This is a genomic window from Streptomyces sp. NPDC013187 (assembly GCF_042899705.1).
In the GTDB taxonomy this organism is placed as follows: Bacteria; Actinomycetota; Actinomycetes; order Streptomycetales; family Streptomycetaceae; genus Streptomyces; species Streptomyces hawaiiensis_A.
The window spans coordinates 1-18472 of the sequence record NZ_JBIBAF010000032.1; the positions used below are offsets into that span (position 1 = coordinate 1).

Genomic DNA, 18472 nt, shown 5'->3' on the forward strand with positions numbered 1-18472 from the left:
TACCCACCAGTAGATCTCGGCACGTCCCGCTCACCGAACCGAGCAATGACCCGGTCAGCCTCGAAGGACTGCTCACTTCGAGCAGGGCCGCAACAGCGCCTTCGAGCGGGGCGTTGCAGCCCTGGCGCAGTACAAGGCGCGCACCGGCTCTGTGAAGGTCCCACGGGGACACGTAGAGGCGTTGCCGGACGGAACCGAAGTCCGGCTCGGAGTATGGATCATGAACCAGAAGGCCAGGCGCGCCAAGCTCACCACCGACAAACTCGCCGCACTCGCCGACCTCGGACTCCACTGGGCGGCCGTGTAGCCGCCCGGGAGGCTGTGTGAGGGTCCGCGCCGAACACAGACGGCACGAACCCTCCGTGTGTCAGGAGCAGCGGAAACCCTGGTGGCGCACGCAGTTCGACGTCAGCGCTGAGTTGGCGTGGCCTGGATCCGACCCAGGCGCGTCCTTGAGTGAGAAGCGTGAGTCGTTTTGCGTTGCTGAACGCGGCAGCGGCCCGCCGGTAGGGCGGGCCGCTGCCTCAACGAGTCGTTGTGCCTCAGCGTGAGGCACTCATGATGGGTCTGCCTATAGAGCTGCTCCCGTGTTCAGACATGACAGAAGGGTGCTACGCATCAGCGGCGCCTTCCATCTGTCATGCGATCAGGATGTTGCAAGTACTCCTCGATTTTCCTTACTAGTTGCTTTGCGTCTTCGCTCAGCTCTGGGTTGGATACAGCACTCAACGCCAGTTGCACGGCCGCGAATGTGTGAGATCCGGCGCTTGTTCTGCTGGCTTTCCACACATACAGTGCCGCACTGTTTTCCAGTTCCGAGGGTGTTGAAGAGCCAACTGACGGGTTCTCTTGTTCCTGCCTTTCGGCATGGAGCATTTCAAGATAGTCCCGCGCGTCCTCGTCGCCTCGTTCTGCCGCCCATTGCCACCACCGGAATGCCTCTTCGTCCCTGTCGAGATACTCCAGGAGTTCGGCGATTCGGCGTGTTTCCTGTGCGGTGGTTTTGTGCGCGCACTCGCGTGCTAGCAGGAGTACGAGCTCGCCCTTGGCTTCGGTTTGCTCTCGTTCGTCTGGGCAGGGGGCGGGGGCCGGGGGCCAGCCGGCAAGCTGGCCCCCCTCCGCCTGTGCCGAGTCCTCGGGTGTCCGCGGACTCTTCGAAAGCGCCTGCTCGGAGCGTACGAGCAGGGCCCATACGGCGAGGAGCCGGATAGCGCTCTGCTCGTGTCCGTTGCCCCAGGTGCTCATGCGGTTCCCTCCTCGCCGGTCTCGTCGACGTACTTCTTCAGGTTCTTGATGGCCATGCGAATGTAGCTCTTCACCGACTCCTCCTTAAGGCGCAGGCGCTTCCCGGCGTCTTCAGGGCTGATGTCCTTCAGAACGCACAGGGTGATGACCTGCCGCTGCCGGTCGGGAAGTTTGGCGACTAGTTCATCGATACCCTCTTTGATCATTTCGTAGGCGGCATCGGGGATGCCGATCTGGGATTCCTGTTCGGGCAGGTCCTGCAGCGGTGCAGGGGTCATGCGCTTGTTACGCCGAAATTGGTCGATCACCGCGTTCCTGACTGCGGTGCGGCCATAGGCGGCCCGGTCTCCGGGCCGCGCCACGAACTTTTCCCACGACGTGAACATGCGCATGTACGCGACCTGCACAGCATCTTCGGCGCTGTGCAGGTCGCCGCCTGCTTCGGCCCGGGCCACGCGGGAGAACGCCGCGCTGGTCTCGAGGACGAACGCCTCGAAGTCCGTGCCCCGGTCGGGCTCGGTCACGCAGCCTCCCGCGTGACGATCGCCGCCTGGCCCTGCTCCGCGTGCTTGTAGAACAGCCAGGCCGGCTGCCCTTGCTCGAAACGGGCCGCGGCACCGCCCTCGGGCAGCGCCGCCGCCATCGCGATCATCGTCGCGCGCTGCTCGCGCTCCGCGCGGGCCTGCAGATACGCCTTCAGGCACATCTCCACCGCGCTCTTGGTGCGGCGCAGCGCGTAGTACGCCAGGAACATCAGCGGGATCGAGACCCCACCCGCTCCCATCCACTCGAGCCAGGTCACCGGACCGGCCTCCCATCATCGACTCGTTGGTGAGGGCGTTGACGCCCTCACCCCGTTACACGCGCCGGGAGGACCGAATCCGGATGCCACTGGCCAACTTCTTTCCCACGAACCCCAGTTGCCGCGTGAGAACCCCTCTGAGCAGTGGAAACGAAGCCGCTAGCGGTGGAAGATGCAGTCCGCCACGCAACTTCCGCCGGAGCCGATTCCCAGTGCACCCTGCCGAGGGGCGGGCTACGGAACATCGGACGTGCCCACCGCCGTAGACATCGGCGCCGCCGGGTCCGCTGCGTCTGCTTGGCGGGGCGTTGTTGCATCACTTCGGTGAGGCAACAACATCAAAATCACCTATGGAGCGCGCACGACTGACGACGGACTGCGCGCATCGGGCGAGGACGCGGTAGCGGCCCGGACGGCCGCTCGTATCGGTTCGCCCGCACTGTGGGGCTGCTTGGAGGCGCTGGGCCGATGCACGGGAACGTAAGCACGACGAAGCCGGCACCCCGGTAGCGGATGCCAGCTTCGTGCAGCAGATCGCGCGCCAACGCCGATCTGCCGGTCGGTCGCCCGGAGAGCGGTCGCTAGCCGCCGGACTCGACCGGTACACGGGAACTGTTGCGATCCTCGGTCGCCCGAACCGCCAGTACCGATCCTCGCCCTCGCCCGGCTCAGATGTGGAGCGTTGCGATTCTCGGTCGCCCCGGAAGGCGACCGCCAGCGTCCGGGGTGCACTCGTAAGTGGCGCCGCGGTACTCGTTGCGATCCTCGGTCGCCCCGCAGGACGACCACCAGGGGGTGTTCTCGGACGGTTCGTCGGGCGTGTTCTTGGTTGCGATCCTCGGTCGCCCCGGAAAGCGACCGCCAGAGCGCGGACTGGTCGGCGGCGGGCGCCTGGACGGCAGGTGGGCGATGCGTCGTCATCACGGTCGATGACCACGGTGACGGGTGGTGGCGCGGCGAGCGGCATGGCGGCGTAGTGGTCAGGAAAGGCGGCTGAAGACCCAGCGCAGTAGCTCCTGGTCCACGCGGGGGCGTCCGGTGCGGGCCAGGGCGGTTCGGGTGTGGGCGGTCGTCTGGGCCCAGGCACGGAAGTTGCCGTGTGCGGCGTGGCTGTCGGCGAAGGTGATGTCGTCGGGGTCGGCATCGGCCCAGATCGGGTGGAACAGGGGGATGGCCTCGAGTACTTCGCTGGGGGTGAGGCGGGTGAAGTGCTGCCAGATGAAGATGCGGGAGGAGAGCATCGGTTCGCGGCGCAGCACGGTGTGGCATCCCTCCCCGCCAACGAAGATGATCGCAAGCTGAGTAGCTGGTTCGTCCCACAGATAGCGGAAGTATTCGAACGCCTCCCCTTTGAGCCACTGGGCCTCGTCGACCAGGAACGTGCGAGGTCGTTCAGCCAGGGCTGTCTTCAGCAGACGGTCGAACTCGCTGGGGTGGCGCGGCGGTTCACCCGGCAGGTCGAGCGCGGTGAACAGCTCGTAGCGCACCGCGCGGGCGGTAGGCCGGGCCCGGAACGTGATCTTGCAGACGTCCTCTCCGGGTTCGAGTGCGCGCAGGCAGGTGTTGACGGCGAGGGTCTTGCCGAAGCCTGCACCGCCGTGGATGCACATCATGGCGCGGGCAGCGACAGTGTCGGTGATGTTCTCCCGGGCGGTGAGCAGGGCGCGGGTGGTGACCACGGACGCATCGGGCAGGTCGACGTACTGGTAGGTGGCCGCGGTCACGTGGCGTCTCCGTTTTCAGCGGTCTGTGCGGCTGGGCCAGGCGGGCCGTCGGCAGCAGGTTCGGCGGGCAGGGGAGCAGGCCGGCCGGGCGCGGTCCGGGTGGCGAGGGAGGACGGGGTACGCCAGTCGGCCGGTGGCGCGGCGGCCGGGATGAGGTCCGGCAGCGCCAGCTTCGAGGCGTCGGTGTGCTCGACGGCGGCCAGTTCACGCCCGGCTTGAGCAGAGGTGAGGGCTCCCAGCCGTTGGGCCGGCCCGGCCGTGGTGGCCGGGGCGAAGCGCTGTCGGCGCAGCGTCTCGGCGGCTTTCACCTCGGCACGCAGACGTCGGGCACGCTCCGCACGGGCTGTGCGCAGGGCATCGAGTTGTTCGGGGGTGGCCGCGTCCGCGAGGTGCGCGGGCCCGAGATACTTGCCGCTCGCGTCACAGATGTCGATCTCGTGATCGTGGTGCGGCATGTAGCGCACTGTGACGCTGCGGCCGGCCTGTCCGGTCATCCAGGGGGCGATGTAAGTGCGCCCGCGCCACCGCACGCCGTGGCTGGTCAGCTTCCTCGGGCGGCCGTCGTCCTCGAGGGTGAACGTCCACAGGTCGGCGGCGGGCACGTCCGTGACGGGAGTCGGATCGGCCTGCCATGCCTCAAGCGGCGTGCGGCCGGACAACGCCTGGGGCCGGTGCTCGGTGTTCCACCAGTGGGTCCAGGCCAGCACTTCCGCGGTGAAGTCCTGAAACGACATGGCACCGGACGTCTCTGGCTTGCGGCCCGCGTCTTTGCGTCGCTGGCCAGAGCGGGGCTTGGTGGAGGTGAGGGTGTAGCCGGGCAGGGCCGCGAACAGCATCCGGTCGACTGCCCGGTTGAGGTTTTCCACCGTGCCCTTGAGATGGGGGCTGTAAGCGGGAAGGTCCTTCACCGTCACGCCCATCGTGCCGAACGCGGCGGTGACGGTGGTCGACAGGAAGTCCTTGCCCCGGTCCACCCGCACCTGCTCCGGTGTCCCTCCCGCGGGGCCGTAGGGATCTTCACGCAGCACAGCGGCGCGCAGCGCGACCAGCACAGAGGCGCGGGAAGGAACGCCAGGGGTGACCGCGGTTCCGGTGATGACTTTGGTGGCGGTGTCGATGAACCAGGTCACCCACGGGCGCACCAGGTCGCCGTCGGCATCGACCAGCAGCGGTGCCTGGACATGATCGGCCTCCCAGACGTGATTGCGCCAGGAGGCCGCTCGTTTGCCGAAGACGTCGTGCGCGCGTGCCGCGTCCGGCCCCGCGGCAAGACCGGCCCGCTCCCCCGCTGTGAGATCACGACGCACCGCGCGCAGGAACGTCGACAGCGACGGCACCGGGTCCAGCAGCGGTACCGCGGCCGGCGGGGCGCCTGCGGGAGAAGTCGCGGGTTCAGTTGTGGTCGTCGGCTGACCGTCATGGCCGCCGGTCTGGGCCCGGGTCACCAACTGGCGGTGGACCGCGGAAGCGTTGCCGTGCCAGTACGCCAGCAGCACCCGGATCTCCCTGGTGATCTCGAACCTGTCACCGCTGCGTTCCCCGGGGCGGATCGAGGCCTGAGGCGACCGCGAGGCCTCAGCCAGCCACCGCCACACCGTCCGCTCCGACACCCCCAGGCACTCCCCAGCCAGGCGCACATGCTCCCGCGACAGCCGCCGCTCGGCACGCAGCGCCAGCAGACGACGCACCGCCGGCGCCCGCAACGCCGTCAAGGACTCCTCCCCCAGAACACCGGCCGGGTCCTCCGGCGGCGCCATCGACTGCCCACCCACGCCGTGCCCCATCACTTCCGCTTCCATAGAGCGCGCCTTCGTTCACCTCGTCGGAACACATGAAGGCCCCGTACACGAGCCTTCCGAGCAGCGCGGACCGTCACGGGTAGGGGCCAAGACGCGCGCAGGCCTGCTCGATCAGCTCCCGGTCCACACGCCTTGCGGGGCCGCGCTCGCGGGCCGCGTAGACATGCGACGTGATCTTCGCCCACGTGCGGAAATTGCCGCGCGCCATCTGCTCGTCCGCCCGCGCAAGGTCGTCCGGGTCCGCCTGCGCCCACACCGGATGGAACAGGGTCAGCGTCTGCGGCACTTGAGACGGCTCAAGCCGGCCGACCTGGTGCCAGGTCAGCATTCGCGAGCGCAGTGCCGAAGCACGGGCGAGGGCCCGCTCGCTTCCCGCCCCGCACAGCACCAGCGCCGCCGCACAGCCCGGCGCGTCCCACAACTGCCGCAGATAATCCAGCGCTGGCGGCGTCAGCCGCTGGGCGTCATCGACAAACAGCACACCCGGCTCGGCCAGTGCCCGCGTCAGAGCCTGCTGGCCGGCCCGGCCCGGTGCGGCAGCGCACCCGACGGCAGTCCGAGCGCTTCACACAGCGAGGCCCGCAGCTGCGGCAGACCGGGTGCCACGCCGGCCACCGCCCGCCACACCGGCACCCGGCCGGGCAGAAGATGCAAAGCCTGCTCGACGGCGACCGTCTTCCCCAGGCCCGTGTCCCCGTACACACAGCACATCCCGCGGGCCGCGACCGTATGCCCCACAGCCTCCGCCACAGCGGCCACCTGCCGGGTTGACACCAGCCGGGCCCCCGGCACGTACAACCGCACACCGCCGCCCCGCACGCCCGCATCCGCGGCGTCCTCCGGCACCGGCACGTCGGCGGGCGGCCCGTCGACAACAAGCGGACCACCCGCCCCGTCCATGAGTCCCAAATCCGCCAGCGCCCGGTCATACCGGCTCGGCTCCAGCCCCACCCTGGCCCCGGCCGGACGGGCCACCTCAAGAACCCGGCCCGCCCCCAGATCCCGCTTGATCACCCGGTGCAACGTCGGCAGCGAGGGAACACACTGCGCACCCCACCCCTCCAACGCCCCCTCTTCCTGGGCCCGGAGCATCCTGCGCCGCAACTCCGCGACGTTCCCACCCGCCTGAGCCAGGACCTCCCACAACGCGTCGCTCAGCGAGAACCCGTCCTGCCGCGGCCGCGCCTCGACATGACCCCGGCGCCCATCGGCCAGCCAACGCCACACCGTCCGCTCCGACACACCCGCCAACTCCGCCGCGATCCGCACGTGCAGCGCCGACAGCGTCCCCTCCCCGTCCACCGCAAGAAGCCGACGCACCACCACACCCCGCGCCAACGGCACACTCCCGGCCGGCACAACCCCAGCCGGCCCCGCCCCGGCCCCACCCGCCGAACCCCCCTGAACCGTCATACCGCCCAGCCCACCCGGCCCCGCCAACCCCTCCCACAGGAACAGCGAAACCCATGACAGCCAGCAACCAACCTGCTAGCCACACCACAACAGCCGCTAGGTCACCCCATGACAGCGACCACAACCCCACCCCACACCCACTACCAGGACACCCACACCACGAGCCCGCTGACACCCACCCACTGCCACCCCACCACCCACTCACATTCCGGTCACCTGCGTACGCGGTTGCGTACGCAGGTGCGTACGCAACTAGCACGCGAAACCCCACCCTCACGCATCTATGGTTGCGTTAGAGTGGGGTCACCGACTTAGTTGACAACTAAGTCTGCATCTAAATGCGGACGGGGCCCCGCCGCTGCTACGGCAAGGGCCCCGCACCATGTCGGATACCGTCCCAGCTCAGTCCATTTGAGCTGGGACGGTGTCAGTTCTGGTGCCAGCACCAAGTGCGGACCATCTGACCCACCCAGAACACGGTCGCCGCCGCCGGAGCCATCCAGAGCCGGATGCTTCTCAGCACCCGCTTCCAGCGCACCGACTTCGGCCTCGCGTGCTTCCCCATTGAGTCCCCTTCGGGATCGTGGACCGACACCTGGTGTATCGGACCCCGGGCCCGAGGACCCGCCAGTGCGGTCCCCTCCGAAGGCTTTTCGCTAGGAAGCTGGCACCAACTTACACGGTGTCAGGGGAAGCCACGGGCGCTTTAGGGAAGGCGAGTTGGCCTTGCCTGCAGGTGAGTCAGACCCCGTCATCAGCACAGCGTTACCCGGCCGGGCGGCCGGACCCGTGTTGCTGCCGCAGTGAGCAGCGAAGATTTTCACCTAAGCGTGGTATGCGTGGATTCATATAAAACCGCGCGGCCGGGCGGCCGGGTAGCGCAACGTGGCCACTCCTTTCCTTCGTGACTTACACCACAGGTAGATACGTTGTTGCAAGGCGACGCGCTTTGAGCGCCTGTCTGGGCAGGCCGAGCTCACCACCCACAAGCTCCTGGCGCTGGCCGATCTCGGGTGGGAGTGGGCAGCGGCAAAGAGCGCGCCTGCCGAGACCGATGCCGTGGAGCTTCGACCGGCGGACCGGCCAGCCAGGCGGTGGCATGATCGGCGTCGCCGGCTGGCCGAGTTCCGCAGGCAGGCCTGCGGAGGCTGTGGGCCCGTATGCTGGCGGTGGAGTCCGCCTTCGGGTGGGTCTTTGGTTGGCCGGTGCCCTTGCCACCCGCACTGCGGATTGGGCATCGGCCGCTCTCATTTGGGACTTGTCTCCGTACCGACGGTGCCAGACCGTTTGCAAGGCCCTATGGCGTCGAGTCCTTGCTCCGCTGCCGGGCCTGCTCCCGCTGCTTCACTTCGCCGAACCGGTCGAACAGTTCCTTCCATGCTCGGCTGGCGGCGGCCTTCCGTTGCGCGCGGTCCGGCTGCGCGACGCGCGGTCGTTTGCCCTTCTTCTTCTTCGGGCCGCTGTGGTCGCCGCTCGTCAGCTGAACCCGCTTGGAAGAGCCGTCGCGCCGCTGCCGGTTTCCGCTGGTCATAGCTTCGACGGTACGCCGCTGACAGATCCGCTGGTAGAGGGCGTGAGCGGCATGGTTGCTCACCACCCGAGATGCGGCGCCTGGCTTCGTAGGTGAGAACGGAGAGCGAATGTCGCCGGGGTCTGGCAGCGGTTCTTGATCGAGGCGCCCGGCAATGTCGATGAGAACTGGCAGCGCCCAGAGGGCTTGGCTCGGGCGTGTCGGCACGGACGGACATAATGCGGGTGTGGACCTGAGACCGGAGTTGTTGCCGCCGCCCGTGAGTCGGCAGCGGCTGGACGAGCTGTGCGCCGAGGTGGAGCGGATCGCTGACCTGCTGGAAACCCGCCCGGAGGCCGCGGGTGAGGCAATCACGGCCTTCAACGCGATGACCGGTCACGACTACGAGGCCCTCGACTTCGCTGAGTACTACGGAAGCCGGAGCCTGGGGGAGTTCGCGCGGGAGGCGGCGCGGCCGGCTCGCCCCGTGGTTGCGGACATCACCCGGGACGAGCTCGTTGAGATTGTTCGCAGACTCCTGCTGGCCGGCCCGGAGAGCGACTACTACCTGCGGCTTCTGGAGGCGAACGTGTCGCACCCCCGGGTGAGCGACCTGGTCTTCCACCCCTCAGACGACCTTCGGGGCGCGTCTGCGGAGGAGATTGTCGACGAGGCTCTGAAGTACCGACCGATCGCGCTCTGAGCCCTGCGGGAAGTCAGCCGGCCGTGGCCTGCTGTTCGGCGCGGGCGCGGGTGGTGGCGAGGCGGTAGGAGTCGGTGCCGGTCTCGATGATGTTGCCCCCGAAGGTGAGACGGTCGACGATGGCAGCGCAGAGGCGAGGGTCGGTGAAGGTCTTGGTCCAGCCAGAGAACGACTCGTTCGAGGCGATCGCCACGCTGTTCTTTTCCTCCCGCTCTGTCAGAACCTGGAAGAGGAGTTCGGCGCCGCGGCGGTCGAGTTCCATGTAGCCGAGCTCGTCGATGCACAAGAGATCAACGCGGCCGTAACGGGCGATGGTCTTGGTCAGCTGCTTCTCGTCGGCGGCCTCGACGAGCTCGTTGACCAGCTTGGTCGCCAGGACGTACTTGACCCGATAGCCGGCCATCGCGGCTTCGGTGCCGAGGGCGATCAGCAGGTGGGACTTGCCGGTGCCGGAGTCGCCGATGAGGCAGAGCGGCAGGCTCTTCTTGATCCATTCGCACTTGGCGAGGGTGTGGATCAAGGCAGCGTCGATATGCGGGTTCGCGTCGAAGTCGAACTTGCGAAGTGACTTGTCGCGGGGGAATCCGGCGGCCTTGATCCGTCGTTCCGAGCGGCGGCGGGCCCGGTCGTCGCACTCGGCCAGGAGGAGTTCGGAGAGGAAGCCGAGGTAGGACATCTGCTCGCGGCCGGCGGTCTCGGCGAGTTCGGGGAACTGGGATCGGATGGTCGGCAGCCGCAGCATCCGGCATGCCTGGTCGACCGCCGCGGTGGCGGCCTGCTCGGTGAGTCCTCGCTGGCGGGGAATGGTCACGGTTGTTCTCCTTCAAGGGGTGGGGCGGTCCGGCCGACGCAGTCGCAGCAGCTGGTCGTAGTGGGCGACCGAGGGAAGCGGCCGCTTGTCGGGAGGCAGGTGGGACAGGCGGCGCGAGGTCAGGGACGTGACCTTCGACCGGCTGGCCGGGGGCAGCGAGAGTTCCGTGTCGCCGCTGTCTTCATCTGCGGCCTTGCGGGCCTCAAGCGCGACCGCGTCGGCGGTCAGCGCGCCCCTCTTCAGGGCAGCCGCGAGGCCGCTGACCAGGTGTTCGTGGGGCAGATGGCGGCCGAGAAGGAGGACCTCGATCAGCGCGCGGGTGCCGTCCCGTTCCCCATGGGCCTTGACGGCCGCCGCCCACCACGCGTCGTGGACTGGGGTGAACCTGCCCGCCGAGCGAGCCTGGTCCAGCGCGGTTGCCCCGGGCAGGGCGCCGGGCTTGCGCACGAGCGCCTCCAAGTAGTGGTCGAGTTCCAGCCGGGTGCCGCCCTTGGCGATCAGCCGTTCATGCCGGGCAACCTCCTCACGGCCGTCATAAACGACCAGCTCGGAGGCGTGCAGCATCGCGCGGACATTCCGGCCGATGAGCCGCACCGGCACCGAGTAGCGGTTCGTGCGGACGCTGATCTGGCTGTAGCGGTCGACCCGCAGGGTGAAGAGCCGGCCCGTCTCGAACGGCTCCTCCGGCAGCGGTGCCAGCAGCAACTGCTCGGCCGCGAAGTACTCGCCGATCGTGCGGGGCCGGGACCGGATCCGCCGGGCGTCATCCGCTTCATCCCAGCGTTCGATCATCGCGTTGAGCTCGGCGAGTGTGGCGACTTCCGGGACGGGGACCAGGTGGTTTCGCCGGAACCAGCCGATCTGGCCCTCGACCCCGCCCTTCTCGTGTGCCCCGCGGATTCCTGGCTGGCAGTAGAGAGCCTCCAGGCCGTAGTGCGAGCGGAACGCGGTCCACCGCTCGGCCTCCACCCGCTGCCGTGAGAAGCCCAGAACCCGGGCGACCGCGGCCCTAAGGGAGCTCAACCGGCGGTTCACCGACCGGGCAGATCGCGGGACAGCTCCGTGCGGGCCGTTACCGGGCGATCCTCACCGCGCCGCTGAACGAGGCTCGGCTGATGATGTACGCGGAAATCGCCGAGCTCCAGGACTACTTCAGATCTGTGGCCAACCGGGTGCGTGCCATGCAGGAGCGGTACAGGCGTGCCGGTGCCGTGCGGTACGCGGTGCTGGATACGAACACCACGCTGCACTTCATGCGGTTCGACAAGGTCCCCTGGCAGAAGGTGTTCGGGAAGGGCACCGCGGTCATGGTGCCGCACGTCGTGGTCGACGAGATCGACACCAAGAGCTACCAGACCGGGGACAAGAAGATCTCCCGGCGGGCGCGCGGGGTGTTCCGGCTGCTGGAGTCGGTGCTGGAAGCGGGGCCCGAGAAGGCGATCACGGACGACGGAACCTGCGTGTTCATCGCGGACGATGAGCCTGGACACGCACGCCTTGCTGTGCCGGACGACGAGTTGGTGGCCTCGGCACTGCGTCTACACCAAGCCGTCGCTCCCGCGGAGGTGGTCGTCGTCAGCCGCGACATCGGCGTACGGACCCAGGCCCGCGCCTGGGGGCTGCCTGCGCGGCCGTTGCCCGACACGTACCTGATCGAGGGCGGCGAGCTTCGTCGGCAGGAACTGGAACAGGCAGCCGCAGAGCTCATGCCGGGCGGAGGTGTACCCAGGCAGACCGGATCGCAGGAATCCTCCGCATCCTCCCCCGAGTCGGCGGCACGTCAGGCAGGGAGCGGCTCGTGAACGGACGGCACGGGCAGGACGGGCGGGGCCGCCAGGACCGCGCGGACGCGGTGGACCGCGAGATGGCCGCACGCCTGCTGCCCGGTGCCGTTGTACGGGCGCTGGGCCGCTGGTGGGAGACGCATGCGGCTGTTTACGCGGACGGGACGCCTGGCGCGCACACGATCCGGTACACGCCCGGCCGGTGGGGGCAGATCACTCCGTGGCCCAAGGCGCTGGCGCCCACCTCCGCAGGCGGTGACGCTGCGGTCAGCCGGGCGGAGGTGGCCTCGGCCGTCGCCGACGCGCTGCGGCGGGAGGCATTCCGGGAGGCGCTGGTCGCCACCTATGTGTGGGGCAAGGGAAAACGCGGCACCCCCGGCGGCAGCGGACCGTCGACCCTCCACAAGATTCTGGCCTTCGACGGCCTCGACGCGGCACTGGCCGCCGCGGTCACCGCATTGCACGAGTACGGTGCGCCTCAGGCGTACGCCGCGCTCCAGGGGCAGGTTCCCGGGCTCGGGCCGGCCTTCTTCACCAAGTTCCTCTACTTCACCGGTATCGCCATGCCGCCCGCCCGCGGACCGCGGCCGCTCATCCTCGACCGCGTGCTGTCCAGGCGTCTGCGGCAGCTGGCCGTCCGGCGCGGCCCCCGACCTCCTCGAATGTGCGCTGTTCACCACCGCCTGGGAGACATCCGGCTAAGCGGCACCGCAACCGGGAGCGGGCAGGGGCGCCGCTGGCGTGCTGGGTGGGCCTGGGCAAGGCATCGGCAGGGCCACCCAGTAACTGGTTCCCCGCGTGCCTGGTTGGCGGTGTCTGTACCTGGTGGCTTTCGTCTTTCGATGCTGTGTCAGTGCCGCGTGCCACACTGCCGGCCATGTCGCTCGCTGATCTCACTTTCGACCTGTGGCGGACCTTCGACGAGGTCACCGCCCGGCGGATCGCCCAGAAGGCCGCTGACCACGTGGGCGGCCGACTCTCACACGTCGAAGCGACCGAACACATCGGCGCCCCGCTGCACCGCGCCCTGGTCGAACGGGGCGGGCAGGAGTTCGCCCTGATACCCGGAGGCCGGGTGACTTTGGGCTTCGACCTCAACACCTGGCAGCCGACCGCGCAGCAGGCCGCCGACTACGCCGAAAGCCGGGAGCAGGGCTACGGCTACGGGCCCGATCTGCGGACCCACCTCGAGCGGATCCTCAGCGCTCCCCGCAGCGTCCACCTGGACACCGTCCTCATGGCCGTGGAAGACGAGACCCTGACCGAACCCCCGGCCGACATACCGGCTGTCCTCTCCGCCCGTGGTCTGCGGATGCCAAGCCCCGACGAGTGGGAACACGCCTGCGGCGCCGGGTCCAACACCCTGTTCCGGTGGGGCGACGACTGTCCCCTCGACCGCATCCGCTACGGCGACGACACCGGCCCGCACAACGAACTGAACGCCTTCGGCCTGCACATCGCCTACGACACCTACCGCGCCGAGCTGACCAGCGATGTCACCGCCGTCCACGGCGGCGACGCAGGAGAGTCGGTGTGCGGCGGCTACGGCCACCTGCTGGCCTGGCTCCCCCTGGCGACCGCCAACCGCAACCCCGACATGGCCGAGTTCGCGTACGGACCCGACGGAGAGGGCCTGTACGACAACTACTCCACCCGACCGGTGCTCACGCTCTGAGCGACCGCGTGCGGGGCGCCCCCGGTCGACGACCGACTCGCGGCTGGTGGGACAGACTCTCTCCCACCCCGTGGTGAGGGCTAAGAGCGACCGGCTCGCCGACTACACCTGGAAACGTCCACTGGTCCCCCGCTCGGACTGAAAATGGGCGAGGGCGCAGAAGCCACTGTGGCTACTGTGCGCCGATGCAGGGTTCTCGGGCACGGAAGCGAGCGCGGGTTTGCGGCCAGGGCATCGCGCTGTCGTGGCCGGAGCAGCCGACGCCTCCGCAAAGAGGTCGTGAGTCGCGCATCGGTCTGCCTTTGATCAGCGCCACCCGCCCGTATGAGCCCTATGACGAGTGAAGGCCCTCCACCCCGGCCGTGAGGGCGGCGTGTGGGGGCCGCCGCGGGCGACGTTCATGCCCGTCGGCTGTTGCTGCTGGCTCGCCGCCTCCGCGAGCTGTGATGTGGATCACAGGATGATTCGGGGGGTGCGTTGTCGGATCGGGTCCGTGGCGGGACCGAGAGGAGAAGGATTTTCCACGACAAGGAGGCACCCATGGCCACCGAGGACCCGACGCCCAGTTACACCATGGTCGAGGATGACTGCTCCGTCCAGAACGATCTGACGGAGCGGATCACCCAGTTCAACTACGAGTCCAATACCGGCGCCGCGGTCATGCTTGTTCCCGGCCCAGTGGAGCGGGAGCGCCGGCGATACCGTGACTCTCCGGGAGGACGGGAGCATCGCCCTCGACATGGACGGCACGTTCGACCTTCCGGAGCCGTTCGACCGTGTCGCCCCTCCCACGCTGATCACCACCACGACCGGTATGGCGGTACTCAAGGCCGGCCACCCGGCCAACCAGACCATCGAGTCGGGGTTCCGGGCTCTGAACATCCCGGTCCCCGAGGTGATCCAGGCGCTGAGCGCCCGCGAGGCCGCGCTCGCCGGCGACGGACCCACGATTCACTCCTTCACGTCGAAGGTGCTGAAGAGGTGGAGCGGATGGAACGAGCCGGTCTCCACCGCCCTGCTCGGCAACTGGGCGGACCCTCTCTACGACCAAGGACACCTCACCCCTGATGCCTTGGACAAGCTGAGGTCAGAGGCCAGTGTCATCCACAAACAACTCACCCCGGTCTGGCGCCGCAAACTCAACAAGTCGCGGCTGCTGCTGCTCGACACCCCGCTCGGCGACGGGCTGACCCTGTACGACCTGGTCTGCGGACAAGCCGCCGTCGACCCCGGCTTCGAGACCGGCTTCGAGGACTCGCGCCTGATCGAGATTCTGAAGGCCCTCTCCCCGGCCGAGCGAGCGGTGACTCTCGCTCTCGGCGCCCGTGGGGTCACCACCTGGGCCGAAGCGGCCATGGCCGCAGGTGCTGCGGAGCCGGAGAGGCAGGGCGAAAGGGTCCGCCGGAAGGTGAAGCGGCTTGCTGGGCGCATCACCGGCAGCTCGCCCGCGGCCGAGGCGGCCACGATGAGCGGCCGATGAGCACCCCTGCCCCTGTCGCAGCCTGCCCGGCCTGCCGCCGGGAGGTGGTGTTGCGGATCGCTCTGCCGGGCATTCCGGCCTGCACCGCGGTACTGGGCACCGGCAGCGTCGGCGCGGCCCTGGTCCACGGCGCCATCCCGGAAGCATCCCTGCTCGTGTGGCCGCTCGTGGTCCTCGCCCTCGCCACGATGGCGTACGACGTCGCGCTCCGTGCCCTGCGCCGCCGCGACGGCTGACCACGCTTGCCGTCACCGCAAAGAGGTTCCTCCCGGGCCAGGGTGAGTGCGGCCCACCCCGCGCCGCGCGCACCCTGGCCTTGGCGCTCGCCGGGGCAGCGGGCGCGAAGGCTTGGGCGAGGCCCGCGCCCGCGCTGCCTACTCCCGGGCGGCGTGGCGCTCTCGCTTGGGTGCCCGGGGGCGCCACTGGTGGCCTCCCGGCTGCGGGTGCCGGCCGGGAGGGAAGCGGGCGGGCAGTGCGTTCGTCCTGTCCAGTCCTGGACCCGGGGCGGGGCGTCGCCGTCTACTCCGCTTCCTCGGTAGGCACCAAGTAGGTACCATGCGGGTATGCCGTCACTGAATGTGTCCTTCACCGAGGAAGAGATGGAAGGCGTGCGCGCTGCCGCCGCCGCTGAGGGCAAGAGCCTCAAGCAGTACCTGCACGACCTGGGCGTGCGCGAGATGCACCGCAAGCGGTTCGTGGCGGGCGCTGCGTCCTGGGCGGACCGGCTGCGCGAGGAGTTCGACGCGGCGTTCCCGGAGGAGATTCCTCCCTCCGAGCGCGACCGGGGAGCCACTGCCGCCTGATGAGCGAGACCTTGTACGTCGATGTCTCCTGGCTCCTGGACGTTCAGGACATCGCCCTCGGCCACGACGACGTGTCCGTCACCGACTACTCGGCCCTTGTCGCGGCCGTCGCCCGCCACAAGACCCGCACACCGACGCTCGCCGAGTCCAACCCCGACGCCGCGTGGCGGGCTGCCGCACTCCTGCACACCATCGTGCGGCTCGAACCGCTCCCCCACCGCAACAGTCTCTTCGCCGCCTTCGTCACCAGCCAGTACCTCGACCAGTGCGGTGAAGGCATCGACCCGCCCTACGGAGCACTGTCCGACCTGATCAGAAAAGCCCGCGAGACCCGGCTCAAGATCTACGACATCGCGGACACCCTCCGCTCCTGGCGCATCTGAACGGCTGGCCCCGCCGGCGGACGAGCGGCGCCCGCGCCGCCTCACCCGCTCCCAAACTTGGGCGTCTCTTGAAACACGAGGGAACTGCTCTCACTGCCGCAGTGGCGGCGAGGGACCGTACGGCCTTGCCCGCACCCTACGGCGCGGCACTGACGATGCAGTCCACGCCGGTTCCGGGCCGTTCGGCGTCAAACGATCATCAGTGGCTTTTACAGCTCGTGAGGGTCGCGTTTGTTTCCCTGGATGCGCAGCATGATCACCGTGCGGGGTCTGGGGTCGCCGGCGGGTCCGGGGACCGTGCGGACGTGTACGCAGGCGGGTACTGCGGCCAGGCCGTCGGGCTTGTCGGTGAGGTCGAGTACGACGAGGAAGTTCACGGGCGGGCCGTTGACCTGGTAGGCGATGGCCTGTGGCAGGAAGGCTTTCGTATAGGCGTCCCAGGTGGGGTTGGCCCAGTCTCGTTTGAGTTCGAGCGTGATCAGTTCGTCGTGGGGGCGCCAGGCGATGTCGACGCGTCCGGCTCCTACGTTGCTGACTTCCAGTTCGACGCGCAGGCCCTGGCCGCGGAGGAAGTCGCGCAGGTCTCTGCCCAGCTCCTTCTCCAAGGGTTTGTCTTCGTCCTTTTTGAGACGGCGGAGGTACTTGCGGGCGTCACCGCCGAATTTCTGTGTCTCGTTCAGCCGGAGGTCGAGGAAGCGGAGGAGGAAGAGCAAGATGCGGTCGATGTCAGCGGCGAACTGGCCGGTGTAGCCGTCGGGGCACTGCTGGCGAAGCTCGGTGCGGGTTGTGCGGTAGGCGGTAGCGATGACGGGGATCTCGTCGACGGGTTCCTGGGCCTGGCGGGCCTCCCACATGCTGGCCAGGCGTTCGGTGAGTTCGGGTGCCGTGGTGAGGTAGCCGGACAGGCGCTCGGCGTCGTCGGGGTGGAGGGGGAGCCCGGCGAGTGCGGTCGCCGGGCTGTCAGCTTTTGGGCCGGGGTCGTGCCTTCCGGCTGTCAGGGCTTCGCGCAGGGCGGTTGCCTGTTCCCGCACGATCGGTGTCGTGGGGTCCTGGTCGGTCTCGGGTGCGGTGCTGAGCTCGGCGAGCCACTGGTCGAGCAGGGCCAGGCCGCCTTCACGGGCGAGCAGACTCTGTTCCACTCGGGGGGCCAGGACGGCGTGCAGGCCGGTTACGGAGACTGGTGTGCCAGGTGCAGTGGTCGGCAGGGAGCCGTCGGTGGGGGTGAGCAGGTCGAGACTGCGGTGGGCTGCATAGACGTCGACCAGGCTGGTGATGACTGCGGCGGCGTGTAGCCAGGCGCCTGGCCGGTCGGCGGCTTGGGCGCGGGTGAGGGTGTCGAGGAGTTGTTGCCAGGTGCCCAGGGTGTCCAGGCGGGGGGTGCGCCAGCCGGGGGGGCAGGCCGAGGAGGTTCAGGCGGATGTCCAAGATCGCGTCTTGGAGCTGGCGGAGGGTGTCGGTGGAGATGGGGGCGCCTGAGCTGTAGGCGAGGAGGGCGTCGAGGGCGGCGCCGAAGCCGGCTGCGTCGGGGCGTTCTTCCGTGCAGTGGGCGTCGCTGAGGTATGCGCGGGCTTTAAGGAGTTGGGGGCGGGCCTGGTCCAGGGTGTCGGTGGTGAGGGCTTGGCGCAGGGTGAGCATGCCCAGCTCGAAGGCGGCGTCGTCGGCGACGTCGTCGTGGTGGAGCAGGTCTTGCAGCAGCGGGGGGATTTCCGGGGCGGAGAAGTGTTCGGCGAGTGCGCCCGCTACGCGGACAACGCGGGCGGCGAAGTTCTCGTCGACGCGTGGCAGTTCCCTGCGCAGGCGGCGTAGCCGGTCCAGGAGCCCGTAGTGGCTGGCGATGCCGGCCAGGACGAGGCGGGCGCTGGCTTCCAGGGCGATGCCGCCGACAAGGTCCAGACGGGTACGGCTGGCGTCCAGCCAGGCGTCGGCGAGTTCCTCGCCGAGAACCTGGACAGCGTCGCGGTGGGTGAGCAGGGCGGTGACGACGTCTTCGAGGAGCAGCGGGTCGTCGGGGACTGCGGCGGCGAGCAGGAAGTCCTGGCCGGTGGGGCTTGCCAGTGTGGTGGCGTCGTTGCAGACGAGCGTCACCAGGGCGGGCAGGTCGTCGTGGTCGAGGAGTTCGTCGCGGGCGTCGGTCAGGATCGCAGGGCCGCCGAGGTCAGTTAGGGCAGGCGGGGGTGTGCCGGTGCGGCGGGCGTCGGCGAGGAGGCGTAGAGGGTCGCCTGAAGGGTGGGGCATCGTCTTGCCTCCTTCCGCCGCCGGACGTGTGTGCGGCTTGGACGCTAGGTCAGGCGCGGCCGGTGGGCGTGCTGGCGGGGCGGGTCTGGTGCGGTCACCACAGGC

The 18472-nt window shown here is 69.0% G+C and carries 21 protein-coding genes and 1 pseudogene; 9 read left to right on the top strand and 13 right to left on the bottom strand.

Features of this window, described 5'->3' with window-relative positions:
- Positions 1 to 94: 94 nt before the first annotated feature.
- Positions 95 to 307 (top strand): annotated as a pseudogene (locus ACFY5B_RS38790) (helicase associated domain-containing protein); the annotation flags it as partial.
- A gap of 311 nt (positions 308 to 618) precedes the next feature.
- On the opposite strand, the gene ACFY5B_RS38795 reads toward ACFY5B_RS38790, so the two are convergent.
- From ACFY5B_RS38795 to ACFY5B_RS38830, 8 genes are all read right to left on the bottom strand, one after another.
- On the bottom strand, positions 619 to 1245 hold the full coding sequence (locus ACFY5B_RS38795; protein WP_389979769.1) for a hypothetical protein: 627 nt from the start codon (positions 1243 to 1245) through the stop codon (positions 619 to 621).
- Positions 1242 to 1769 carry an RNA polymerase sigma factor gene (locus ACFY5B_RS38800; RefSeq protein ID WP_389979772.1) on the bottom strand — a complete coding sequence of 176 codons (528 nt, stop codon included), beginning with the start codon at positions 1767 to 1769 and terminating at the stop codon, positions 1242 to 1244. The genes ACFY5B_RS38795 and ACFY5B_RS38800 overlap by 4 nt, the downstream gene beginning before the upstream one ends.
- Positions 1766 to 2047, bottom strand: a complete 282-nt coding sequence (locus tag ACFY5B_RS38805; protein ID WP_389979775.1) for a hypothetical protein — start codon at positions 2045 to 2047, stop codon at positions 1766 to 1768. Before ACFY5B_RS38805 ends, ACFY5B_RS38800 begins: the two co-directional genes overlap by 4 nt.
- A 980-nt stretch (positions 2048 to 3027) precedes the next feature.
- Positions 3028 to 3771, bottom strand: a complete 744-nt coding sequence (locus ACFY5B_RS38810) for an AAA family ATPase (protein ID WP_389979778.1) — start codon at positions 3769 to 3771, stop codon at positions 3028 to 3030.
- Complete coding sequence (locus tag ACFY5B_RS38815; protein WP_389979863.1) at positions 3768 to 5459, bottom strand: Mu transposase C-terminal domain-containing protein; 1692 nt, start codon at positions 5457 to 5459, stop codon at positions 3768 to 3770. The genes ACFY5B_RS38810 and ACFY5B_RS38815 overlap by 4 nt, the downstream gene beginning before the upstream one ends.
- A 184-nt stretch (positions 5460 to 5643) precedes the next feature.
- Positions 5644 to 6051, bottom strand: coding sequence for a hypothetical protein (locus ACFY5B_RS38820; protein ID WP_389979781.1), 408 nt, complete (start codon positions 6049 to 6051; stop codon positions 5644 to 5646).
- A gap of 23 nt (positions 6052 to 6074) precedes the next feature.
- A complete protein-coding gene (locus ACFY5B_RS38825; RefSeq protein ID WP_389979783.1) occupies positions 6075 to 6890 on the bottom strand; it encodes a hypothetical protein in 816 nt (271 codons plus the stop codon).
- 1390 nt (positions 6891 to 8280) lie between these two features.
- Positions 8281 to 8514, bottom strand: coding sequence for a hypothetical protein (locus tag ACFY5B_RS38830; RefSeq protein ID WP_389979786.1), 234 nt, complete (start codon positions 8512 to 8514; stop codon positions 8281 to 8283).
- A gap of 226 nt (positions 8515 to 8740) precedes the next feature.
- Here ACFY5B_RS38830 and ACFY5B_RS38835 point away from each other — a divergent pair, with 226 nt between their 5' ends.
- Positions 8741 to 9196: a hypothetical protein gene (locus ACFY5B_RS38835; RefSeq protein ID WP_389979788.1), complete on the top strand. Its 456-nt coding sequence runs from the start codon at positions 8741 to 8743 to the stop codon at positions 9194 to 9196.
- Positions 9197 to 9209: 13 nt separating this feature from the next.
- On the opposite strand, the gene istB is transcribed toward ACFY5B_RS38835, so the two are convergent.
- Complete coding sequence (gene istB, locus ACFY5B_RS38840) at positions 9210 to 10007, bottom strand: IS21-like element helper ATPase IstB (RefSeq protein WP_389979791.1); 798 nt, start codon at positions 10005 to 10007, stop codon at positions 9210 to 9212.
- A gap of 12 nt (positions 10008 to 10019) precedes the next feature.
- Entirely contained in the window at positions 10020 to 11030 is a 1011-nt protein-coding gene (locus ACFY5B_RS38845) for a hypothetical protein (RefSeq protein WP_389979794.1), read from the bottom strand.
- A gap of 92 nt (positions 11031 to 11122) precedes the next feature.
- Between ACFY5B_RS38845 and ACFY5B_RS38850 the strand changes: the two genes are divergently transcribed.
- Positions 11123 to 11809, top strand: coding sequence for a PIN domain-containing protein (locus ACFY5B_RS38850; protein WP_389979797.1), 687 nt, complete (start codon positions 11123 to 11125; stop codon positions 11807 to 11809).
- On the opposite strand, the gene ACFY5B_RS38855 is transcribed toward ACFY5B_RS38850, so the two are convergent.
- Positions 11788 to 11934 carry a hypothetical protein gene (locus ACFY5B_RS38855; protein WP_389979871.1) on the bottom strand — a complete coding sequence of 49 codons (147 nt, stop codon included), beginning with the start codon at positions 11932 to 11934 and terminating at the stop codon, positions 11788 to 11790. The two genes, ACFY5B_RS38850 and ACFY5B_RS38855, sit on opposite strands and share 22 nt — an antisense overlap.
- Here ACFY5B_RS38855 and ACFY5B_RS38860 point away from each other — a divergent pair.
- The 6 genes from ACFY5B_RS38860 to ACFY5B_RS38885 all read left to right on the top strand — a co-directional run bounded on the left by ACFY5B_RS38860 (position 11872) and on the right by ACFY5B_RS38885 (position 16132).
- Positions 11872 to 12852, top strand: coding sequence for a hypothetical protein (locus ACFY5B_RS38860; protein WP_389979866.1), 981 nt, complete (start codon positions 11872 to 11874; stop codon positions 12850 to 12852). The genes ACFY5B_RS38855 and ACFY5B_RS38860 overlap by 63 nt on opposite strands.
- Entirely contained in the window at positions 12756 to 13466 is a 711-nt protein-coding gene (locus ACFY5B_RS38865) for a hypothetical protein (RefSeq protein ID WP_389979800.1), read from the top strand. The genes ACFY5B_RS38860 and ACFY5B_RS38865 overlap by 97 nt, the downstream gene beginning before the upstream one ends.
- Before the next feature lie 703 nt (positions 13467 to 14169).
- Positions 14170 to 14946 (top strand): hypothetical protein, encoded by a 777-nt coding sequence (locus ACFY5B_RS38870; protein WP_389979803.1) that lies wholly within the window; start codon positions 14170 to 14172, stop codon positions 14944 to 14946.
- Positions 14943 to 15182, top strand: a complete 240-nt coding sequence (locus ACFY5B_RS38875) for a hypothetical protein (RefSeq protein ID WP_389979806.1) — start codon at positions 14943 to 14945, stop codon at positions 15180 to 15182. The genes ACFY5B_RS38870 and ACFY5B_RS38875 overlap by 4 nt, the downstream gene beginning before the upstream one ends.
- Before the next feature lie 327 nt (positions 15183 to 15509).
- Entirely contained in the window at positions 15510 to 15749 is a 240-nt protein-coding gene (locus ACFY5B_RS38880) for a hypothetical protein (RefSeq protein ID WP_381000577.1), read from the top strand.
- Positions 15749 to 16132, top strand: a complete 384-nt coding sequence (locus ACFY5B_RS38885; protein WP_389979809.1) for a toxin Doc — start codon at positions 15749 to 15751, stop codon at positions 16130 to 16132. The genes ACFY5B_RS38880 and ACFY5B_RS38885 overlap by 1 nt, the downstream gene beginning before the upstream one ends.
- 209 nt (positions 16133 to 16341) lie before the next feature.
- Here ACFY5B_RS38885 and ACFY5B_RS38890 read toward each other — a convergent pair whose 3' ends face one another.
- Together ACFY5B_RS38890 and ACFY5B_RS38895 are read right to left on the bottom strand one after the other, a co-directional pair.
- Positions 16342 to 17271: a hypothetical protein gene (locus tag ACFY5B_RS38890; RefSeq protein ID WP_389979812.1), complete on the bottom strand. Its 930-nt coding sequence runs from the start codon at positions 17269 to 17271 to the stop codon at positions 16342 to 16344.
- Positions 17246 to 18367: a hypothetical protein gene (locus ACFY5B_RS38895; protein ID WP_389979815.1), complete on the bottom strand. Its 1122-nt coding sequence runs from the start codon at positions 18365 to 18367 to the stop codon at positions 17246 to 17248. The genes ACFY5B_RS38890 and ACFY5B_RS38895 overlap by 26 nt, the downstream gene beginning before the upstream one ends.
- Positions 18368 to 18472: the final 105 nt, after the last annotated feature.

Bases quoted from the DNA above. Each gene is read 5' to 3' on its own strand.
- ACFY5B_RS38795 (WP_389979769.1), bottom strand. From the start codon at position 1,245: ATGAGCACCTGGGGCAACGGACACGAGCAGAGCGCTATCCGGCTCCTC.
- ACFY5B_RS38830 (WP_389979786.1), bottom strand. From the start codon at position 8,514: ATGACCAGCGGAAACCGGCAGCGGCGCGACGGCTCTTCCAAGCGGGTT.
- ACFY5B_RS38850 (WP_389979797.1), top strand. From the start codon at position 11,123: ATGATGTACGCGGAAATCGCCGAGCTCCAGGACTACTTCAGATCTGTG.
- ACFY5B_RS38860 (WP_389979866.1), top strand. From the start codon at position 11,872: ATGGCCGCACGCCTGCTGCCCGGTGCCGTTGTACGGGCGCTGGGCCGC.
- ACFY5B_RS38855 (WP_389979871.1), bottom strand. From the start codon at position 11,934: ATGCGTCTCCCACCAGCGGCCCAGCGCCCGTACAACGGCACCGGGCAG.
- ACFY5B_RS38875 (WP_389979806.1), top strand. From the start codon at position 14,943: ATGAGCACCCCTGCCCCTGTCGCAGCCTGCCCGGCCTGCCGCCGGGAG.
- ACFY5B_RS38880 (WP_381000577.1), top strand. From the start codon at position 15,510: ATGCCGTCACTGAATGTGTCCTTCACCGAGGAAGAGATGGAAGGCGTG.
- ACFY5B_RS38885 (WP_389979809.1), top strand. From the start codon at position 15,749: ATGAGCGAGACCTTGTACGTCGATGTCTCCTGGCTCCTGGACGTTCAG.
- ACFY5B_RS38895 (WP_389979815.1), bottom strand. From the start codon at position 18,367: ATGCCCCACCCTTCAGGCGACCCTCTACGCCTCCTCGCCGACGCCCGC.